This window comes from Fluviicola taffensis DSM 16823 (assembly GCF_943372375.1).
Lineage (GTDB): Bacteria > Bacteroidota > Bacteroidia > Flavobacteriales_D > Crocinitomicaceae > Fluviicola > Fluviicola taffensis_A.
Window position 1 is genome coordinate 22,530 of sequence record NZ_CALRYJ010000025.1, and the last position, 20,227, is coordinate 42,756.

The window sequence follows — 20,227 nt, forward strand, 5'->3', positions numbered from 1 at the left end:
TGTGCTAAGTAAATCCTTGTGTTCTTCGCGTCTTTTCGGTTAAATTTCACTCTGGTCAGTCAGTGAGGTTTCCAGCTAGTTTTTAGAATCTTCTGAGAAACGCAAGATTTTCGGATCACCGGTTTGTCCTTCATTGGAGATATACAAATCGCCATTGGGCATGATGGCAATTCCCTCCGCTTTGTTGAACTTTTCAGGATCCAGAACTTCCAGATGGATGATGTTTCCGATGCTGTCAAAGACAAACAAGTAATAGTCCGAAGCACTCAAAACGTAAAGCAAGTTGCTTTTAGGGTGAATGTAAATTCCCGAGAGTTGAAATTTCAATGCAGCTTCTTGCTCACTTGGATTCTTTTTGCCTGGTTTTGTTGGTAATTGAATGTGATTCCTTGCTGCAAACTCCTTAATGGAGTTGATGTCATAAGTGTAAAGCGGTTTTTCTTCCAGTTTAGATTGGGTCAGGTCGAAGGCATAAATCGTCCGCAGGTTCTTGTATTCGGAACCTTTGGCAATCTTGCTTTTGGAACCGATCAGCAGGCGCTTGTTTTTCGAATCGAAACACAAACCTTCGTTGTCTTTGTTTGGAATTCCGGTTTTAATGGAATCAATACTTCGCTTAACGGATTGATACTCGTGAATGCGGAACAAGGTAGCGTCGCTTCTTAGTACAAAGAGGTCTTTTCCAACAAGTGCGATTCCTTCGTAGTCGCCAGGTCCCGCAAAACGGATTTTCTGTTTGATCGCTTGTTTTTTTAAATCGTAAATGAAAACCAATCCTTCTTCATCCTGAACACAACCAAGGGTTTTTGAATCGATGATGGTAATTCCGGAAACCTCGCGTAATTCAGAAGGAAGCACGATGGTTTGATTTTCCAACTTTAGATTATAGGGAATGGAATCCTGGGAAAAAGTCGGTGCTCCGATTAAACCGAAAACGACAAGCAGAAATTTGTTTCTCATGTTGTAAATTTAGTGAACGAAGCGGAAGATGATTTTTGCTTTAAGAGGAATTAACGGTTTTTTTGAAGACTTTAAGATTAAGACCATCGATAAAAGACTGCAGACAAAATGAGCCTCTGGTCTTAAAATCCTGAAGTCATATCATGAAACACCTTTGCGTTTCGGATGAGCTCAATGAGTTCCGGTTTTTTGAGTAAGTGATCACTTAGTTCGACATAACGTGTTTTTTTTCCTGTTCCTTCCAGAAGACCATGCTTGTTTGAAAACTCAGCACCTTTGCTGAAAGAGAGTTTCACCCCTTTTTGAGATGGGAGCAATACACAAATCATTCCTTTGTATCCGGGACCATAACTGAAAGCAAGCATCTTTGCTGCAATATCTAATTCCTGTTGACTGTTTGGAAGTTCTTGTTCCAGTAAGAACCGGGTTTTCAGGAATAGTTCCCTTACCGGATGTGGATAACCACCTAAAAATATGGCCAGGGAAGAACTCATCAGTTATCGAATTTCCGTTGATTCAAGTCTTTGAATTTACTCACCTTTTGAATGTAAAGTGCCCAAAGGATACTTCCTCTGTAAAATGAAATGGGGGCTTTCTTGTCCAGTTTTTTCCATTTTTTCCGTTCTTTCATGGAAGAGGGAAGGTGGTTGTAGAAAGACATGTGCGCTCTGAAAACAGCCCAGAAATGCGGGAATTGTCCTCTGATTAAAAAGATGAATGCAGCCAAACCGTCAAAGCAAAGTCTTCTGAAAAGTACGTAAGCTAAACCGGTGCGTTGGTTTTTGTGAATCATCAAAAGACTATTCCTGAAATTTAGAAAAGTCTTTTTCGGGTTCATATAATTGAGCGTTCCTCCTCCGACATGGTAAACCACACTTTGCGGATTCACTTCGAAATGAAGACCCAAACGCTGGATTCTCCAACACAGGTCAATTTCCTCCATGTGAGCAAAGAAACGTTCATCCAATCCACCGGTTTCCCAATAGATTTTGGAGCGGATCATCAGACAAGCTCCGGTTGCCCAAAATATTTTGGATGGGTGATCGTATTGACCTTCATCGATTTCCACGTGATCCATAATTCGTCCGCGGCAGAAAGGGTAGTGGTATTTGTCTAAAAAACCTCCTGAAGCTCCGGCATGTTCAAAATGAGTTCTGGATTTAAACGAATGAACTTTCGGCTGACAACCAGCTACCTGTTCATTTTTCATGGTTTCAATCAAAGGTAAAAGCCAATTTTCACTGACTTCGACATCACTGTTGAGTAAGACGTAATAATCCGCAGTTACTTTTTTCAAAGCATCGTTATAGCCTTTCGCGAATCCGCCATTGGAGCTATTGACAACAATTTCCATTTCCGGAAAATGTTCTTTTGTCCAGGAAACGGAATCATCCGTTGAGGCATTGTCAGCCAGAACCACCCGAAATGGTTTGGAGTGTTCGATAACCTCCGGTAAAAATTGTTCTAAGAAATGTAAGCCGTTCCAATTGAGAATGACAACGGCAATGTCAGGATTTTGCACAGATGACTTCTAATCTTGTTTGTAATAGTAGTTACTGTTTCCTCCATATTGGCTGCTTCCACTTGTATTGTCAACGCTGTTACTTGAGTTGTTGCGTTTTACGAGCATTTCCTGCCATTTATAATTTTGTTGTTCTCCGACCATATCAGAATGCAATAAACGATATGCATTGTTGACCAAATCCGGATTGTAGAATACAAAACGCTTGTTGCTGAAAGTCTTGATCTTGTAATAATGCCAGATTTCGTATGGGTATTCCGACGGTGAAGTTTGTCTGTCAATAATGGTGTTCGGCGGACCGTATTGCAGGTAAACCCTTCCGCGATCTGTTTCAAAGCCATCCTGGAAATTGTTCCCGTAATTTTGCTGAACAAGCGCTACATTTTTCTTGTAGATCAACCATTGACTCGTAGCATTTGCTCCTGAAGTCTGAACCCAGAACTGTTGAATGTGCTTGCGGTTCAAATCAGGGCTGTTTGCTTTCAAGGTTTTCATGATTGATTTCACTTCTGCCGGTCGCGCAATTGGAATCAAACTTGCCAGGTAATATTTCGTAGAATCTTCTGTCAAAGAAGCTTGGAATGAAGGATCGAGAATAATCTCGTCTACATTTTCAGCCACTTCGATATCGTTGATGCGTTCGAAAAAGTAATCAGCAGTCTGACCGATTGTTTTACTGTTTCTGTCAATGATCTCCAATGTGAGGTGGTACGAACCGGAAGGCAGTTTTGAAATATCGATGTTTCTGATAATCGGAACGACCGGACTCGGTTTTATTTTGGTGAAACGCGAATACCCGGGCATCACCTGACTATTCTGAGTGGAAACGATCTGTTGTCTTAAGCCGAAACTACTGTCCTGAATCAGGTTGGTGTTATACAATTCCACATAATATGGAAGGTAATTCATGCCTTGATTGTAGAAATTTGAAATTCGGGGAATGATTTCATAACCACTTTTATAAAAAGGGGATTGGTTGTTTGCGCTCTGACTTGCAACTTCGGCAATCAGGATATCTGAAGTCGAGACATTCGTGAATGCGTCCGGAACCAGAATCTCTACTTGTCCATCAAGAGATTTACCGCCTCCGTAAATATCTTTCAAACTCACATGTGCGGTATATTTTCCGGGTTGAAGAGGAATCCGGAGATTATCGAAAAAATCCTCTACGATAGAGTCACGCATTCTGGGACTTTCCAATGCGAAAGCGTTCGTATAAACAGTATCTCCGGAAGGTTCACTCGTTACAAAGGTCGAAACTTCAATTTTTGCCTGTAAGACAGAATCAATAGGCGCAAATCGGATAGTATATGCCACATATTGAAATTGTAAATCAACATAGGGTCCTTGTTCAGGTGAATAATAACTTTTGTAATCAATGAATGCTTTCATCTGATTTTTCTGTCCAAAAGAATTTGAAACAAGAACAAGTAAAGTCAAAATCACCAAAAATGGATTTTTCATAATTCAAAAATAGGTCTTGTAAAGTTAATGAATTTGGAGGGATTTACCGAATGTGAAACCCTATAAACGAAAAATCATTGATTAAACGGTGCTGATTTTCAGGTAACAAGTAAATAACTTTTATTTTTTTTTCAATTAATACTTGTCAAAAAGGAAAATAGCACTACTTTTGTCGCGGAGAATTGGCAGAGTGGTCGATTGCGGCAGTCTTGAAAACTGTTGTACCGCAAGGTACCGTAGGTTCGAATCCTACATTCTCCGCAAGAAATTGAATCCCGACATGCATAGCATCGTCGGGTTTTTTTCTTTTATGACTTTTCGAAGTGTAAGGACCAGTATTTTACCACAAATGCACAAATTTTTGGAGTCGCTTACCAGTCGACACTTTCTCTTTTTAAGTAAAAACTACTGGTTCCGCTTAAAAGAAAAGCGAGTGCGGTTCGCCTATGCATTTGCTTAGTTCACCTGACTTTCTCTGGTTCTTCAGTAGGTTATCAGTTTTTATTCTTTGAAACCTAAAGGTATTTGTAGTAAAAATAGAATGGGGTGTTAATTGTGATCTGCACATACAATTTCTGGCAATGGGCACAACTGAAAGGGTGATTTCCTATCTTTAGCCTTAAGGAAAATAAACCTTATCAAAATGAACCCTTCCGACTTAATAGCATTGATCGAGACAAATCACCTGGTTGAAAAGGTGCTTACAATTGAGCGCAATGCATTTCTGAAAACTGCCGGAAGTATCGATACCCATATCTATTTCATAGAAGAAGGAAGTCTGCGCGTTTTTGTGGTAGATGGAGAGGAGGAACGAACCATTCGTTTCGGTTATCAGAACAATATTTTGGTTTCACTGGATTCCTTCTTGACTGAAAAACCTTCCGAGTTTGTGATTCAGGCAATCAAAAAAACGCGGGTAAGGGTTATTCCGAAGAAAGGATTTATGGAATTTATCCATCAGGATGAAAATCATTTGAAGTTGTGGGTGAAGATCCTGGAGGATTTGGTGATCCAGCAGATTGAACGCGAAAAAGATCTGTTGACCGCTTCTCCCAAGGAACGCTTTGAGCGGGTATTGAAACGAAGCCCGATTTTGTTTCAGGAGATTTCCAACCGTCATATTGCGAATTATTTACGGATGACACCCGAAACCTTGTCACGCTTAAAAAAGTCTTGATTTCAATCAATGATTTTTGAAGAGGAGTTCATGACCTTTGTCAAAAATAGAGGAGATGAAAATACAGACAGAAGCATTATTGGTTGATTTAGCGAATAGAACGAAACAACTTATTCAGGATGCGGAATTGCTGAAAGAAAAGTCGGAAGAAAGTTTGAACTATAAGCAACATGCAGAAAGCTGGAGCATATTGGAATGTTTGGAACATCTGAATTTATACGGACGGTTTTATCTTCCTGAAATAAAAAAACGAATTTCGGAGCAGCTTGCTTTGTCCTCCCCCTCAATCGCCCTCCAAAAGGGGAAGAGCAATCCTGTTTTCAAAAGTGGATGGCTGGGAAATTATTTTGCGAATAGCATGCTTCTTAAAGCGAAACTGAATAAAATGAAGACCTTCCAAAATATGAATCCGATCAATAGTAAATTGGATAAACAGGTGATTGAAGAATTTTTGGATCAACAAACCGAACTGCTTCAATTGTTGGAGAAATCCCGCGAAATCAGTTTGAATAAGACCAAAACGGCCATCAGTATTTCGAAGTTGATCAAATTGAAGTTGGGTGACACGTTCCGTTTTGTGATTTACCACAATCAGCGGCACATGATGCAGGCACTTCGACTACGCTCAGTGACCTTGCCCCATGATTAGCAAGAGTGTTTTCCAATGTGGTAAGAGGAATATATTTTGAGGTGGCTGAGCGTAGTCGAAGTCACCCGATTCTAGTTCCATTTTTAACCGTTCTTTCCGGTTGCAATAAAGTGACTTCTTTGTTTTCTCCGATTCCACCAAGAATCAAGCATTCACTCATCATAGTGGCAATTTGTTTCGGAGGAAAGTTGATGACGGCAACCACTTGTTTTCCGATCAATTCTTCAGCTTGATAAAGAGCGGTTACTTGAGCAGAGGTTTTCCGGATCCCGAATTCCCCGAAATCGATGGTGATCTTGTATGCCGGATTGCGCACTTCCGGGAAAGTTTCTGCTGCGATAACGGTTCCGACTCGCATTTCCACGTGCATGAATTCGTCCCAGGTGAGGTTTTTAGATACGTTCTCCATAAATAGTACGTAATTGATCGGACTTTGATTTTACCGATTTGAATCTTTAACCAAAAGTATAGCCCCGATGAGTGATGCTCCAAAGATTATTGCTCCGGAAATTGCACAGGATATCCCGGTAAAATTCTGTTGGTTAGAAATTAATAAACCGTAAATAGTTAACCAGATTCCTGCCAATATGGAAAATGTGGTGATGAGTCCTATTAGATTTTTCATGTTGTCCTTTTGAAAATTACTAAGTGAAAATTAGTCAAATTCTAAATGGATTCTGTACTTGCTGAGAAAAATAGGCGCCCGAGATCAATATAGGTTGCATCGTGAAATGTTTCCAATAGTGATTCGTATAGTTCTTTCTGTTCATTGACTTCGTTCAACGCAAGTGGGAAAGGCAGAGTCATAATCTCACGTTCGATCTTTCCTTCTGAATTTAAAACCGGGCATAGAAATACGAGTTCGTCTTCTTTGATTTCTTTAAAAAGGGGAATGAATCCGGGATGAAAGGGGATTTCGTCAACGGATTGAATCAGTTGAAGTTTTAAGATTGAAAGCAGGGAATCATCTATTTCCGATTCCAAACAGGAAATCTTTTCTGCCAGGGCTTCCAGTCCGAATACGGTTCTTAATCGAAAACCTTTTGACATTTCCCGTGCAGCGGGAGCAGCGTATTTGCCGGCCAGATAATTTTCAAAATTATGGGTTACGACTTTTTCGTGTTCTTTCCAGCTTGAATTCCAGGACTTCGGGAATTGAGTGATCATTATTTTTTGGTCAAAGTCAAGATAGACTAACGGATCATCCACGTGAAAAGAATGAGTGCAGTTCGGGCAGGTAAACCTTTGGAATTTCCCGGATAAGATTTGCTGTTTGAAATCTGTTTTGGATGAGATTCGGAGACTTGTTGCAATCGACTGTGTGCTCTTTTGTCTGCAAACCGGACAAGAAACAGATTCTTCCTGAAATCGTGACATAATTTTTAAAGTTTCGTTTACAGACTGATATCTACATGTGTCTCCATGTAATTATAAGTTGTGGCATCACGCCCCTGAAGCACAGAACCATAACCCCGTTGTGTTTGATCCGGTTGATAATAAGCAGCATAAGCTTCTGCAAACCATTCTCCCGGAGCTCTGAATTGATAATTGGAAACCTGTCGGGCACGCGCGGCTGTATCATATGCCGACAAGGTGGTATCGTTCGAATAAACAAACGTTTTACCCGCAACATCTTTACCACCGGATGTATTCCATGGTTTTTTAAGGTTTACTTTTTGGAGATCCTCAAAAATAGAATCTTTATCTACTATGGAGCGATCGAATGGAATATTTGCCAGGTTGCTTGATTGGGTCATTAATCGAATGACTTCCGTTTTGACGGCATTCGGTGAAGCAGTGGCAGTAATCAGTTTGGCTATTTCGATTCTAACCATTGCGAGACAAGCGGGATGGTTTGAAAGTGCCGAGTTGTTCTGAAGCAGGTAAGCCTTCACCATTGAATCCATTGAATTATACGAATCCCAGTTTCCACCGTTTGCAGTCGAACAATACGCTCTACTGAAACCGTGTTGCTTATCTACAGCATGACCCACTTCATGTCTCACGGATTTATCGAAGCTGTTTTTTCCTGTAAAGACATTGGTTCCTCTGTTATTCCATTTGTCAGATAAAGTCCTTTCGTCTGCTCTGGTATTGTTGATATTGTCATAACCAATGGAAACGGTATTGGCATCACCATACCAGCCACCTCCTCCTGTGAATCGTTTTAATTTTGCAAAACTGGCGTTACTGGATGCATGTCCGTCGGGTAATTTAATCATCAAATTGTAGGCTCTTTTTAATCCTTCCAAGGTCCAGTCTGTTTCTGCCTGCACAGTGTCATCGCCGGCAGTTGGCTTTCCAACTTCCAATCCTTTAATATTGGCGACATCAATATCAAAACGCTGGGACGCTAACTTTTTTAAGGCTCCCAAATCAGTAACCAGATCCACAAATAAATTGATCACCTTTCTTGAAAAGAATGACAATGCTTTCCCCTTCGGAAAAGTCCCGATTAGATCACTTCCTGCCCCGTTAACAAAAGTCTGGTCTAGTATGAGTGGTAATTCGCCCTTGAGCAATAAGGAGGTCATGGTGGTGATTTTCTGCGGAACACTTGTCACCTGAAGATAATCCTGGATCCACGTTTTGGCTCTTGGAGCCTTGGCAATACTTAGGATTAGTAAACGGGTAGAATCGGCATCCGGTTGTTGCTCAATTCTATCCACAATAGTTTGATTGGATGGAATATTGCCGTTTGTCTGTTCAATTTCCAGTAATACATCCTCTTTAAAACTTTTTACAGGAGCAATCCGTTTATTGGTAGGATCATTTTGCTCTTTGTCGGTGATGTAGGCATTTGTCACATACCTTAAAACACCCAGTAAATTCAGTTTTCGCTGTTTGTGACCTTCCTCATCATTTAAAATGGGATTTAAGAGGTAGTCTTCATAATTCTGGATAGCATCGTCAATAGCAGTAATGGAACTTCGTCTTTCCCCCAAATTTGTAAGTGCTTTGAATGCTCCTAAACTCATCATGGCCTGGATGGGTGCTTCGGATCCAGTTGAATTTCTTTCTTTTGTTTCCGGATCATCCGTAAATTGTTTTGGAAGAAGGGTATTTGCTTTTGCTCCCATCAAATCTGCTTCCTTTTCCAACCCGGAATCATCATTGATGTTTGTAGTTCCTTTCAATTGCTTCGTGGGTTGAACCCGCCCTTGTTTTTGTTGTACCACATGCCAGGCTTCATGGGGAAGATGCTTTTCCTGTCCGGGACCCAGGTGAATATCTGTTCCTTGCGCATAGGCGTGAGCTTGCAGTTGGGAAGGTTTGTCCGAGTTGCGATGCACTTTTACATCGTCGAGTGAAATTCCCGAAAGGTTTTCAATTCCTCCCTTCAGGTTGTCGGGTAAACCGGTTTTGTTTTCTTTCTTTTGAATGGTTGTGGTCTGGACGCTATTGTCTGCCATTTCCTGCACAGATCTTAATTGGGCAGCTTGCGGGCTGTTATCAGCGATTTCCTGTATTTTTTTCTGAGAAACCGATTGATGCTGATTATCAACAAAATGAGAGGCGGACTTTCGATCAGTTTTTGACTGAGATTGGCTTAAGGAAGCTTGCTTGCTTTTGTTTCCCGGTTTTTTATTGGCATGCGGACTCATTTCATTGGTGTATGAAGGGTTTTACATTGCGGGAATTTTTCAGTAGAAAGATTCATTATAAATAGTGTTTCAGTTATTGGGTAGACAATGTATGAAATTTTGAGAAAAGTCAATTGATAAAACAAAAAAAATCCCTTTCGGTCATCTGACGGAAAGGGATTCGATTATTCTATGTGAGGAGTTACTTTCCTAAAAGTACATCCACCGCTTTTTTCAATTGTGCGTCTTCGCCTTTCAACATGGTGTTGTAGTCGTTTGCGATTTTGAAATCCGGTTCGCATTGGTTGTTTTCGTAGTATTTTCCATCCATGGTCATGACACCGACTTGCGGAATCCCGAAGATCAAGGAGTTGTCCTGCAGGTTTTCCCACCAAACTGCTGTTCCTGTTCCCGGTACCGGCATTCCGATTAGTTTACCGATGTTCAAGGTTTTGTAAACAACCGGGAACATGTGTGCATCGGAGTAGTTTCCTTCTCCCATGATCACACAACTTGGTTTGGTCCATTTGGAACCCGGTTCAATTCCAATTTTTTGACCCCTCGGTACAAAGTTGATGTATTGTTTTCCGGACAGGAAGGTTGCCAAGTCGTCGTGTAACCAACCACCGCCGTTGAATCGCGTATCTACGATCAATGCTTCCTTGTTGATGTATTTCCCCATTACCTGGTTGTAGAATTCGCGGTAACTGTCATCATCCATTCCACGAACGTGCATGTAACCCAACTTACCGTCAGATAGTTTTTCCGTCATGGTCTGCATACGTTTCACCCAACGTTGGTAAAGTAATTCGCTTTGCATTCCCGCAGAAATCGGTTTGATGATCTCCTCCCAGCGTTTGCCATTTGACGGGTCGTAAATAGAAAGTAAGATTGGCTTACCGGATTTGCGATTCAGAAGGGAGTAATAGTTCAATTCCGGTTTGATTTCCACTCCGTCGATTTTTTCAATGATGGCACCGGCTTTTATTTTGGTTTCAGAACTAACCAATGGACCTTTATCCAGGATTTCAGCAATTTTCAAACCTGTTCCGGTGAACGTTTCATCGAGAATTACACCCAATTGTGCTGTTTCATCCGCATTTTCGCGATGTGGGTAGAAACGACAACCTGTATGAGATGCGTTCAATTCACCCAATAATTCGCTACACATTTCGGCAAAATCATAGTTGTTATTGATGTGAGGAAGGAACTTTGCATACGTGGATTTGTAATAAGTCCAATCGGTTCCCTGAAGATCTGCAACGTAGAATTTTGTTTTTACCTGTCTCCACATGTGCTCAAACAGGTAGGCGCGTTCTGCGTAACTGTTTTGTGTGCGTTCTGCTCTGAATGGAATGTCTTTCCGTTCTCCTTTTTCTAAATCCAGGCGTGTCAATTTCCCTTCGATAACGGCATAGATATTTTTCCCTTCCTTGTCCATGGACGTACTCCATATCCCATTCGCCTTCAACGGAATCAACATTTTTGTTTCGTGATCCTTGAAATTGCGGAGATACAAATTAGTCCCATCTTCATTCGGAGTCAGGTAATACAATTTTTCTCCTTTCGGATCTAAGAATGCATCTTGTAAGAAAGAAGAGTTTTCAGTCAAACGAACCTGGCGATCCATTAATCCCACCAAGTCAATTTTTAAAGGCTCTGTCTTTTTGGTTGTATCCGCTTTCTCACCTTTTCCTTTTTTTGCAGTTTCGGATTCCTTGGTTTTGTCTTTTTCCTTATCGGTTTTCTCCTTTTGTTCTTTCCAAAGCTCGTAATCCGCCTTTTTCATTTTGAACAGGTCGAATGCATTCTGATCCAGGAACAAAGCATAAGCATCTTGTTGCGAACCGTGGCTGGCAACATTTTTCATTCCGTCGCGATTGGAGAACCACAAAATAGCTTTTCCATCCATCTGGAATTTCGGTCCACCGTTTGAGAATCCGTTTTGGGTCAGTTCAAGCATCGGTTTTCCTCCGCTCACATCCACTAATCCGATTTGTTCGTGCCAGTTTCCATCTTGTAGGAAAGAAACCAGAATGTATTTGCTGTCCGGAGCCCAATTGAAGGTCTGGTCACCATCGCTGTAAGAATAATTCTTAGTTGCAGGAAGTACATTACGGATCTTCTTGCTTGCGATATTGTAGACGCTCACTGCAGTTCTGTTTTCCAGGAAAGCAATTTCCTTTCCGTCCGGAGAATATTGCGGTTGGAACGATTCATTTTCAGTAACAACCAGTGCTTCTTCTTTTAAAAGGGTAGAAGCGTAGAAATGACTATCTTCTTTTCGGATCATGGTTGTTTGATAAATCCCCCAAATGTTATTTCTTTCAGATGCGTACAAAATAGCTTTCCCATCAGGAGAGAAACTAACATTTCGTTCTTCTTCCGGTGTATTGGTGATTTGTTTGGTTACACCGTTTTCAAGTGAAACAGCGTACACATCACCGTGATTGGTGAAAACAACTTCTTTTCCACTTGGCGCAACAGCAATTTCAGAAGCTCCACCGGTTTCAGAGACGTTTTTAGTATCTGCATTCCGGTCTTCCGCATTGATCTGAATGCTTACTTTCTCCGGACCTTGACCTTCTTTTTGCGTGTAGATCTCTCCATCGTAACCGTAACAAAGTGTGTTGTTATCGGAAACCGAAAGGAAGCGAACCGGGTTTTTATCAAATTTTGAAATCTGAGTTGCTGAGCCTGGTGAATTCGGGTTCATTTTCCAAATATTGTAAGAACCACTTTTTTCGCTCAGGTAATAAATACTGCTTTCGTCGTTATTCCAAACCGGATTTCGGTCTTCTCCTGCAAACTCGGTCAATTTGGTAAACTTATCTCCTGCTTTTTCGTACATCCACACATCGCGAGTTACGGATGATTGATGGTGTTTTCTCCAGGAATCTTCGTATCCTTTTTTATCGTGGAAAATCATTTTTGTTCCAGCCTTGTTCCATTTGATGTTTTCAGCTGTAATCGAAAGTTCCTGTTTTTCACGTCCTCCTTCAATTCCGACAGAATAAACTTCGCCTAAAGCTCCATAAGGAAACTGGGACATAGCTGCATTGTCTACGCGTAAAGCAATGAACACGATTCTTTTTCCGTCCGGAGAAGTACATTGCGGATAGTCATTGCTCGAATGAAGCGTAAGTCTTTTGGTTGTTCCGCCAATTAAGGGAACGGAAAACACATCAAAATTCCCATAACGATCCGATGCGAAATAAATGGTTTTTCCGTCGGGTGAGAACACCGGCATGAAGTCGTATGCATCGCTCAAAGTTATTGGAGTTGCAGTTCCACCTGCAGCAGGAACCTGATAGATATCTCCTTTGTAAGTGAAAACAATGGTTTTCCCATCCGGTGAGATGATAGGATAGCGCATCCAAAGGGGAGCGCCTGCTATTTGTTCTGGTAGGTTAGGCATTCGAAGGCTCATAACCATTGCGCCAATCATGACCCAAGCAACTAGTTTCTTCATATAGTGATTTTAGAATTTTAAAAGTAAAAAAATAATGCAGAATAGGTGCGGGACAAATGTGGGACGGACGAATCTAATTACGAATGGAAGGACTTGAGGTGTACGGTTAAACTAATTTTTTTACTTTGGAATCCAACCTTTGCACCTTTTGCGCGTTATATTCTTAAATAATATTTAATAATATAACTTTAAAAAAAGTAGCTTATGAAAAAAATTACTCAATTATTCATGATTTGTTTGGCGCCTGTGGCTTTTGGTCAGACAAATCATACAGTGAATGCACAAGCGCAGTCTTGGTCGCCGAATGACCTGACCATTGATCTTGGGGATTCCGTAACATGGATCAACAATAACAATGGGTCGCATAATTTGAACGGTACAACTGCTACGTTTGCTGCAAATCCTGAATCATTCTCTATGTTGACTACAGGGACAAACTGGACTTTTGGAAAACGTTTCAATATTGCAGGTGTTTACATGTATCGTTGCAATGTTCATTCTGCTATGATGACCGGGAAAGTGACGGTGATTGATCCAAGCTTAGGAGTAGGAGAAAATGCAGCTTCAACAATCAGTTTCGGACCGAACCCTGCAACGGAGACAATTACCATTCAAACGAAAGCAACGGATTTCAATGTGGTGATCTATGACATGTCAGGAAAACAGGTATTGTCAGAAAATTTGAAAAACAAGAACGAATTGAACATTGCTTCCTTGAAACAAGGGACTTATGTGATTGAGATCAATGCTGAGGGAACAATCCTTCAGGATAAGTTTATCAAAAACTAAGAACTTAGAATATTTAGAAGGAAGTCCGGATCAGTTTGTGGTTCGGGCTTTTTTATAAAAAGCAGTAGCTTCTCCTATTTTTCTTTCCCCCAATAATAATAGAGTTTTCCTTTGGAATAAAACGTAGGAGATTTGGGTGAATCGTAAACTCCTTTTGTGTCAATACCGACCAATTTACAGCCGTCTTTTGCTGCTTTTTTCTTCATTTCCATGAGTTGTTCCTCATTTAAATCACTTACGGCATTTATTCTTTGAGTGATCTTAAGCGTAGATTCTCCCATAATATCCAATTTCCGTGGTGTTTTTCGGGATTCAATAATACGAATTTCTACTTTTTGCCAGTCAACTTCAGGTGTTTTATCCTGAGCATAGGAAGCCGTGCCGATCGCTAGTTGAAAGAATAATAAAAGAATACCAATTTTTTGCATGTTGGATTGAATAAATTTCCAAGGGTAATGATAAAACTTTTTGAGATAGTATTCTATACTTGAATAAAAATCTAAGTCTTAATATCCTGATCTTTATTTGCTATCAACCACTCATCCCTGTCTTTTAACCTCTCGCTAAATGAGATCCGTATTTTGACCGAATTTTAGATAAGTGTTTCGGGATTGCTAACAATTGTGTATATTTTTGCGACACTAATTTTAAGTCATGGATACAAAAAACGAACTTTCGACTCTTCGTGTTTCTAAATTGGCAGAACATATCATTGGTTCTGAAATTATCAAATTGGCAGCAGAGGTTAATGAGAAAATAAAACAGGGAGAACAAGTTTACAATCTGACGATTGGAGATTTCAATTCGAAGGTTTTCCCTATTCCGGCAGAATTAAAGCAATTCATTCAGGAGGCGTATGACGATGATCAAACGAATTATCCTGCTGCAGATGGAATGTTGGAATTACGTCAGGCTGTTTCCCAATTATTGAGTAAGCGGGGTGATTTAGAATACGCAACAGATGAAATTGTAGTTACCGGTGGAGCCCGACCGGCTATTTATGCCATTTTCAAGGCGATTGTAGATCCGGGAGATGCTGTGATTTTTCCGGTTCCATCCTGGAATAACAATCATTATACTTATTTGAATAATGCCCGTCCGATCCTGATTGAAACGAGTCCGGAGAGTAATTTCATGCCTCGGGCAGAGGAAATTGCACCCTATCTTGCAGAAGCGAGTCTTTTGGCTTTGTGTTCACCCCTGAATCCGACAGGAACCGTTTTTTCGAAAGAGGATTTGGAACAGATCTGTGATTTGGTGATTGCAGAAAACAAAAAACGCGAATCGGCAGGAGTGAAACCTTTGTATGTGATGTATGACCAAATTTATTGGCCATTGACTCATGGTTCCATTGAACATTACAATCCGGTTTCTTTGCGACCTGCTATGCGCGAATATACCTTGTTTGTGGATGGGATCTCCAAATCGTTGGCTGCAACAGGAGTTCGTGTCGGTTGGACGATGGGACCGAAATTCGTAATCAACAAGATCAAATCCATTTTGACTCACGTAGGTGCTTGGGCTCCAAAGGCAGAGCAAATGGCTACTGCAAAATACCTGAATGAATTAAGCTTATACGATACGTATCTGAATCATATCAAATCTGAGATCAATTCACGTTTGTTGGGCTTTTACAATGGAATTCAATCCTTGAGATCGGCAGGTCATAAGATTGATGCGATTGCTCCGGAAGCTGCAATCTATCTGACTGTTCAGTTTGAATTACATGGTTTGAAAACGGCATCAGGAACTGTTTTGGAAACAACACAAGACGTTACGAAATATATTTTGGATGAAGCAAAAGTGGCAATTGTGCCATTCTATGCTTTCGGTTCTTCAGATGATTCCAGTTGGTACCGACTTTCTGTCGGGACTTGCAAGATCGAAGATGTGGATGGAGTTATTTCCAATTTGAAAGCTGCTTTGGAGAAATTGAGTTAGAACTTGTCCTTTGACAATCGTTTTTAGATAATGACGCGGGAATTTTACCCGCGTTTTTTGTTTTGCTAAAGAAAATAATCGCCCTTTTAGATCTGAAATTGACCAGTGATATTTTAGCGTTATTTCATGTGGTTTGGTGAAATAATCATCAAATAGTTTTCTGAAAGATATTCACAATTTTAATTTATTGAGGTAAGAATGAGGTTTCTGAAACGATTTTTTATTTAAATTTCCTACCAGAACTAAAAAGCTATATTTCAAAATTAAACTACGCTTATGAGAAAACTCGTCTTTTCTATGACCTTGTTATGTGGATTTACGTCCTATTCGCAAGGCATTCCTCAAAAATCACAACAACTTGTCTCTCCGCAAGCAGTTGAAAAATGCAGTCAGCATCATCACATGCAGCAAATGCAACTGAATGATCCGGTACGTTTTGCAACAATTTTTAAAGATCCGTTGCCAAATCAAAGTTCAAAATACAAGCCTGGTGCTGGAACTGAGAAATTAACAGGTCTTATTTATACGATTCCTGTTGTTTTCCACATAATTCACAACAATGGTTCGGAAAATATTTCGGATGCTCAGGTGCAAGATGCCTTAAATATTCTGAATCGAGATTATCGAAAATTGAATCCTGATACAAGCGCTATTGTAGCTGCTTTTCAAGGTGATGCTGCAGATGTGGAAATTCGATTTGTTTTTGCTACTGTTGCTCCAAACGGTGCCTGTTTTTCAGGGATTACGAGAACGGTTAGTACAACAACCAATGACGGAACTGATGGTGAAACTCAAGTAGCTGCAGTCGTTAGCGGGAATAATGTTTATCAGGGGGTTTGGCCTCATAACCGCTACTTGAACATCTACATTGCCAATGATATCGGTGGTGCTGCCGGTTATACCTTTAATCCGAACAATGGAGGGACGCCTCAGCAACAAATGTATTACAATGGTGTTTTTGCCTTGCATAATTACACAGGATCAATTGGAACTTCGAGTGTTACGAACAGTAGAACATTGACACATGAAGTTGGTCACTGGTTAAATTTATCCCACGTTTGGGGGGCAAATAATAATCCTGGTTCGGCAGGTTGCGGTGGTACGGATAACGTAAACGACACGCCGGCAACCCAAGGATCTACATCTTGTGTAGTTACTCAGAATTCCTGTACAACAGACAATGCTTATTGGGGATTTGATCAGATAGATCAGGTACAAAATTACATGGACTACTCTTATTGTTCAAAAATGTTTACGCAGGGTCAAGTAGATAGAATGCGTGCAGCAATCATCAGTTCGGTGGGAGGCAGAAACAACATCTGGACAACTGCCAATTTGAATTTAGTTGGTGGTGGACCGGGTACTTCTCTTTGCGCACTTGATTTCAATGCAAACCAAACAACCATGTGTGCAGGAACTACCGTTACTTATACTCCAAGTCAGACTTCAGGAATTGCTACTTATTCCTGGTCATTCCCTGGTGGAACACCTGCAACATCGACAGCAGCAAGCCCAACGGTTACTTATTCAACGGCGGGAACTTATAATGCAAGTTTAAGCGTTACTGCTACATCGAATGGTGCAACCTATTCAAAATCCAAAACAAACTACATTACGGTAAATACCAATACAACAGTCAGCTTGCCAATTTCGGAAGGTTTCGTTTCTACAACCTTTCCTCCGACAGGTTGGACGATTGTCGATCCGAATGGTTCTGGGACTTGGACACGATCAAATACTGTAGGGCGTGCACCAACTACTGGTAACTCGTTGAGATTTGATAATTACAATATTGTATCCGGTAGCGATGAGATGCGTTTGCCAAAAGCAGATATTGGAGCTTATTCCAGTGCTCAAATGGTCTTTGATGTAGCTTACGCACCTTATAATGCATCTTATTATGATGGATTAGAGGTATTGGTTTCTACTGATTGTGGGAATTCTTTTACAACAGTTTATTCCAAATCGAATACAACATTAGCTACGGCGAGTGCAACAACAAATTCATTTGTGCCGTCAACTGCTCAATGGAGAAGTGAAACGGTAGATTTGACTCCATACGTTGGTAATAGTTCTGTTTGGATTTCATTTAGGAATATTGGAGGGAATGGTAACAATATATATGTCGATAACATCAATGTAACAGGAATCAGTGGTACTCCGGCAGCTCCGGTTGCATCATTCAGTTCGACTACAACAGCTGTTTGTGCCGGTCAATCGGTTACTTATACAAGTACTTCTACAAATAACCCTACTTCATACAGTTGGTCATTCCCGGGAGGAACACCTTCCACATCGACTACTGCAAGTCAGGTTGTGACTTATCCGACGGCTGGTACCTATAATGTGTCATTAACAGCAACAAATATGGGTGGATCGAATGCATCGAATCAGACGGGATATATTACGGTGAATGCGGTTCCTGCTGCACCAACAATCACTGCCGGTGGACCGACAACATTCTGTCAGGGAGGTTCTGTTACCTTGACTTCTTCTGCTGGTTCAGGAAATACCTGGTCGAACAATTCCACTTCATCTTCGATTACAGTAACTGCTTCAGGAACATATACGGTTACCAATACGGTTGCTTCTTGTGCCTCTCCGGCTTCAAATAGCATTTCGGTGACAGTAAATCCAAACCCGACTGTTAGTTTTGGTGCCGTTCCAATGTTGTGTTCAAATGATGGACCTTATACCTTGACACAAGGAAGTCCTGCCGGTGGAACATATTCAGGAACCGGTGTGACAGGTGGTCAGTTTAACCCTGCAACAACAGGAATCGGATCGACTACCGTAACATACAATTACACGAATGGAAACGGATGTTCAGGCTCTGCTCAAACTACGGTTGTGGTTGACGGTTGTGCATCCATATCTGAAAATGAATTGGATCTGATCTCGGTTTATCCTAACCCATCAACAGGATTGATAACGATTCATTCGGGAGAAGTGAATCTGAATGCTGTAAAAGTGTTCAATGCACAAGGTCAGGTTGTTTATGAACTGAACAATCTGCAAACAGTGAAACAAGATGTCGATTTGAGAAATATGGCAAAAGGTGTTTATACACTTCGTGTTTTAACGGATGTTGGGACACAGCATATTCCAATCGTGTTGGAAAAATAGAATGAAGCAATTGAATGAGAGAAGGCTGTTACATTACGTAGCAGCCTTTTTTGTTTTTTACGACTGATACTTTATCATATCGCGATCTCGTAATATAACGAATCTTGAAAATGGAAAGTTAATATTTAAACAAAAGGATAGGGCTACTGTTTTATTCCAAATGGTTGTACGGAAAATCGCAACTCGTAAAAGTCAAGTGCAGAATTCCGTTTTCAATTGCTATGCATACCTAGCAAATTTGTCTCGAAACTTAAAATTGAAAACCATGAAAAAAATAGTTCTAATGTGCTTGGGTTTATATATGTATGAATCGTTTGCTCAAACCTCCGAGTTGCCTTCGATGATGATTGCCGGAATCGAGGTCCGAAATATACCATCCAATGAAGATATCCTTCGTTCCGTGATTTATAAAAGTCTCGTGAATTCCAAAAAGTATGTGGTCAATGACCGATATGATGTAGCTGAAAAGTTGGGGGATACTCAAATGAAAGAATGTCTGGGTAAAGAATGCATGGGGAAGGTAGGAACAAAATTGAATGCGGATTTTGCTTTAAGTGCAAGTTATGAAGGATTGGGTGACCGGATTCTGATCTCCATGAAAATTGTCAATGTGAAAACAGGAGAAATCGAACAGAATGAAATCCAGCAATTTGAAAATCAGCCAAGAGAACTCAATCGCATGACGGATATTATGATTTATAAATTACTTAAAGCAGATGTTGATTTGTCTGTCTACAAAGCATTGTTTTTTAAAGATGGTCCAACAGCCAGTTCCGGCTTAGGAAAGATGAACAATTCAGGACCTCGTATCGGTTTTGCACTGGCGACTGGAGAAAACGGGGAGTTTTTCACGCGGAATGAGCGGGACGGAGGAGTAGGAACGTTACCGGTTTTATTCAATATCGGATATCAACTGGAAGTGCAGTATGCAGGAAGTGAAAAGTTTAGTGGCTTGTTTGAGTTTTTAGGAAATGTTGCCGGAATGGAACACGGTACACCAATTCCGTCACTTGCCATTATGCATGGAGTCCGTTTTGGCAAAGGAGCCTGGGAAATCGCCATGGGACCATCATTTACTATGAAGCGACTTGTTTCGGGGACCACTGATTACGATGGAGAGTTTCACACTTTTCAGGAATTGAATGATGATATGGGAGTGACGAATGCTGCTCACATGGATTATTTCAAAAGACCGGATACCCGGGGAGCAACCTACTTTTCAACGAATTTCATTTTCGCAGTTGGGAAAACCTTCCGACCGGGAGCTTTGAATGTTCCGTTGAATCTTTATGCAAGTATGAATAAATACGGAACCACTTATGGGGTTTCACTCGGAATCAACATCACCCGATCACGTAAATACACCTACACCAAATAAGTCAAGATGAAAGGAGGAGGCTGTCTAAAAAGTTAGGCAGCCTCTCATTTTATTCATTGGAACAGTTCACACCAACGGATTCACAATTTTTCCCACGAATGCACAAATAAAAATGCTTGCCTAATACTTACGCTGAAGCTCTTAGCCTTCGCATAGCTATGGCAG

At 40.7% G+C, this 20,227-nt stretch carries 16 protein-coding genes and 1 tRNA gene; 7 read left to right on the top strand and 10 right to left on the bottom strand.

Annotation, left to right across the window (positions count from 1 at the left end):
- Window positions 1-75 precede the first annotated feature (75 nt).
- From AAG807_RS20110 to AAG807_RS20125, 4 genes are all read right to left on the bottom strand, one after another.
- Complete coding sequence (locus AAG807_RS20110) at window positions 76-960, bottom strand: SdiA-regulated domain-containing protein (RefSeq protein ID WP_341908111.1); 885 nt, start codon at window positions 958-960, stop codon at window positions 76-78.
- Between the two features lie 122 nt (window positions 961-1,082).
- Window positions 1,083-1,454 (bottom strand): hypothetical protein, encoded by a 372-nt coding sequence (locus tag AAG807_RS20115; RefSeq protein ID WP_341908114.1) that lies wholly within the window; start codon window positions 1,452-1,454, stop codon window positions 1,083-1,085.
- Window positions 1,454-2,482, bottom strand: coding sequence for a glycosyltransferase (locus AAG807_RS20120; RefSeq protein ID WP_341908117.1), 1,029 nt, complete (start codon window positions 2,480-2,482; stop codon window positions 1,454-1,456). Before AAG807_RS20120 ends, AAG807_RS20115 begins: the two co-directional genes overlap by 1 nt.
- Before the next feature lie 9 nt (window positions 2,483-2,491).
- On the bottom strand, window positions 2,492-3,946 hold the full coding sequence (locus tag AAG807_RS20125) for a GWxTD domain-containing protein (protein WP_341908120.1): 1,455 nt from the start codon (window positions 3,944-3,946) through the stop codon (window positions 2,492-2,494).
- Between the two features lie 176 nt (window positions 3,947-4,122).
- Here AAG807_RS20125 and AAG807_RS20130 point away from each other — a divergent pair.
- From AAG807_RS20130 to AAG807_RS20140, 3 genes are all read left to right on the top strand, one after another.
- Window positions 4,123-4,207: transfer RNA gene (locus AAG807_RS20130), tRNA-Ser, on the top strand.
- 382 nt (window positions 4,208-4,589) lie between these two features.
- Window positions 4,590-5,123 (top strand): Crp/Fnr family transcriptional regulator, encoded by a 534-nt coding sequence (locus AAG807_RS20135; RefSeq protein ID WP_341908123.1) that lies wholly within the window; start codon window positions 4,590-4,592, stop codon window positions 5,121-5,123.
- 55 nt (window positions 5,124-5,178) lie between these two features.
- Window positions 5,179-5,772 (top strand): DinB family protein, encoded by a 594-nt coding sequence (locus tag AAG807_RS20140; RefSeq protein WP_341908125.1) that lies wholly within the window; start codon window positions 5,179-5,181, stop codon window positions 5,770-5,772.
- Between the two features lie 61 nt (window positions 5,773-5,833).
- Here AAG807_RS20140 and AAG807_RS20145 read toward each other — a convergent pair whose 3' ends face one another.
- The 5 genes from AAG807_RS20145 to AAG807_RS20165 form a co-directional block, all read right to left on the bottom strand.
- Complete coding sequence (locus tag AAG807_RS20145; protein ID WP_341908128.1) at window positions 5,834-6,181, bottom strand: tRNA-binding protein; 348 nt, start codon at window positions 6,179-6,181, stop codon at window positions 5,834-5,836.
- Window positions 6,182-6,211: 30 nt separating this feature from the next.
- Entirely contained in the window at window positions 6,212-6,397 is a 186-nt protein-coding gene (locus AAG807_RS20150) for a hypothetical protein (protein ID WP_341908132.1), read from the bottom strand.
- Window positions 6,398-6,438: 41 nt separating this feature from the next.
- Entirely contained in the window at window positions 6,439-7,149 is a 711-nt protein-coding gene (locus AAG807_RS20155; RefSeq protein WP_341908136.1) for a CpXC domain-containing protein, read from the bottom strand.
- A 17-nt stretch (window positions 7,150-7,166) separates the two neighbouring features.
- On the bottom strand, window positions 7,167-9,377 hold the full coding sequence (locus AAG807_RS20160; RefSeq protein ID WP_341908140.1) for a DUF4157 domain-containing protein: 2,211 nt from the start codon (window positions 9,375-9,377) through the stop codon (window positions 7,167-7,169).
- A 181-nt stretch (window positions 9,378-9,558) separates the two neighbouring features.
- Window positions 9,559-12,828, bottom strand: a complete 3,270-nt coding sequence (locus AAG807_RS20165; RefSeq protein ID WP_341908142.1) for a S41 family peptidase — start codon at window positions 12,826-12,828, stop codon at window positions 9,559-9,561.
- Window positions 12,829-13,032: 204 nt separating this feature from the next.
- On the opposite strand from AAG807_RS20165, the gene AAG807_RS20170 reads away from it, so the two are divergent.
- On the top strand, window positions 13,033-13,617 hold the full coding sequence (locus AAG807_RS20170) for a T9SS type A sorting domain-containing protein (protein WP_341908144.1): 585 nt from the start codon (window positions 13,033-13,035) through the stop codon (window positions 13,615-13,617).
- Between the two features lie 74 nt (window positions 13,618-13,691).
- On the opposite strand, the gene AAG807_RS20175 is transcribed toward AAG807_RS20170, so the two are convergent.
- Window positions 13,692-14,045 carry a hypothetical protein gene (locus AAG807_RS20175; RefSeq protein ID WP_341908146.1) on the bottom strand — a complete coding sequence of 118 codons (354 nt, stop codon included), beginning with the start codon at window positions 14,043-14,045 and terminating at the stop codon, window positions 13,692-13,694.
- 226 nt (window positions 14,046-14,271) lie between these two features.
- On the opposite strand from AAG807_RS20175, the gene AAG807_RS20180 reads away from it, so the two are divergent.
- The 3 genes from AAG807_RS20180 to AAG807_RS20190 all read left to right on the top strand — a co-directional run bounded on the left by AAG807_RS20180 (window position 14,272) and on the right by AAG807_RS20190 (window position 20,062).
- Complete coding sequence (locus tag AAG807_RS20180; RefSeq protein WP_341908148.1) at window positions 14,272-15,558, top strand: aminotransferase class I/II-fold pyridoxal phosphate-dependent enzyme; 1,287 nt, start codon at window positions 14,272-14,274, stop codon at window positions 15,556-15,558.
- Between the two features lie 276 nt (window positions 15,559-15,834).
- On the top strand, window positions 15,835-18,684 hold the full coding sequence (locus tag AAG807_RS20185) for a M43 family zinc metalloprotease (protein WP_341908153.1): 2,850 nt from the start codon (window positions 15,835-15,837) through the stop codon (window positions 18,682-18,684).
- Between the two features lie 265 nt (window positions 18,685-18,949).
- The gene (locus tag AAG807_RS20190) at window positions 18,950-20,062 is read left to right on the top strand and encodes a hypothetical protein (protein WP_341908156.1); all 1,113 of its coding nucleotides are present in this window, start codon (window positions 18,950-18,952) and stop codon (window positions 20,060-20,062) included.
- Window positions 20,063-20,227 lie beyond the last annotated feature (165 nt).

Bases quoted from the DNA above. Each gene is read 5' to 3' on its own strand.
- AAG807_RS20110 (WP_341908111.1), bottom strand. From the start codon at position 960: ATGAGAAACAAATTTCTGCTTGTCGTTTTCGGTTTAATCGGAGCACCG.
- AAG807_RS20115 (WP_341908114.1), bottom strand. From the start codon at position 1,454: ATGAGTTCTTCCCTGGCCATATTTTTAGGTGGTTATCCACATCCGGTA.
- AAG807_RS20125 (WP_341908120.1), bottom strand. From the start codon at position 3,946: ATGAAAAATCCATTTTTGGTGATTTTGACTTTACTTGTTCTTGTTTCA.
- AAG807_RS20135 (WP_341908123.1), top strand. From the start codon at position 4,590: ATGAACCCTTCCGACTTAATAGCATTGATCGAGACAAATCACCTGGTT.
- AAG807_RS20140 (WP_341908125.1), top strand. From the start codon at position 5,179: ATGAAAATACAGACAGAAGCATTATTGGTTGATTTAGCGAATAGAACG.
- AAG807_RS20145 (WP_341908128.1), bottom strand. From the start codon at position 6,181: ATGGAGAACGTATCTAAAAACCTCACCTGGGACGAATTCATGCACGTG.
- AAG807_RS20150 (WP_341908132.1), bottom strand. From the start codon at position 6,397: ATGAAAAATCTAATAGGACTCATCACCACATTTTCCATATTGGCAGGA.
- AAG807_RS20155 (WP_341908136.1), bottom strand. From the start codon at position 7,149: ATGTCACGATTTCAGGAAGAATCTGTTTCTTGTCCGGTTTGCAGACAA.
- AAG807_RS20160 (WP_341908140.1), bottom strand. From the start codon at position 9,377: ATGAGTCCGCATGCCAATAAAAAACCGGGAAACAAAAGCAAGCAAGCT.
- AAG807_RS20165 (WP_341908142.1), bottom strand. From the start codon at position 12,828: ATGAAGAAACTAGTTGCTTGGGTCATGATTGGCGCAATGGTTATGAGC.
- AAG807_RS20170 (WP_341908144.1), top strand. From the start codon at position 13,033: ATGAAAAAAATTACTCAATTATTCATGATTTGTTTGGCGCCTGTGGCT.
- AAG807_RS20175 (WP_341908146.1), bottom strand. From the start codon at position 14,045: ATGCAAAAAATTGGTATTCTTTTATTATTCTTTCAACTAGCGATCGGC.
- AAG807_RS20180 (WP_341908148.1), top strand. From the start codon at position 14,272: ATGGATACAAAAAACGAACTTTCGACTCTTCGTGTTTCTAAATTGGCA.
- AAG807_RS20185 (WP_341908153.1), top strand. From the start codon at position 15,835: ATGAGAAAACTCGTCTTTTCTATGACCTTGTTATGTGGATTTACGTCC.
- AAG807_RS20190 (WP_341908156.1), top strand. From the start codon at position 18,950: ATGAAAAAAATAGTTCTAATGTGCTTGGGTTTATATATGTATGAATCG.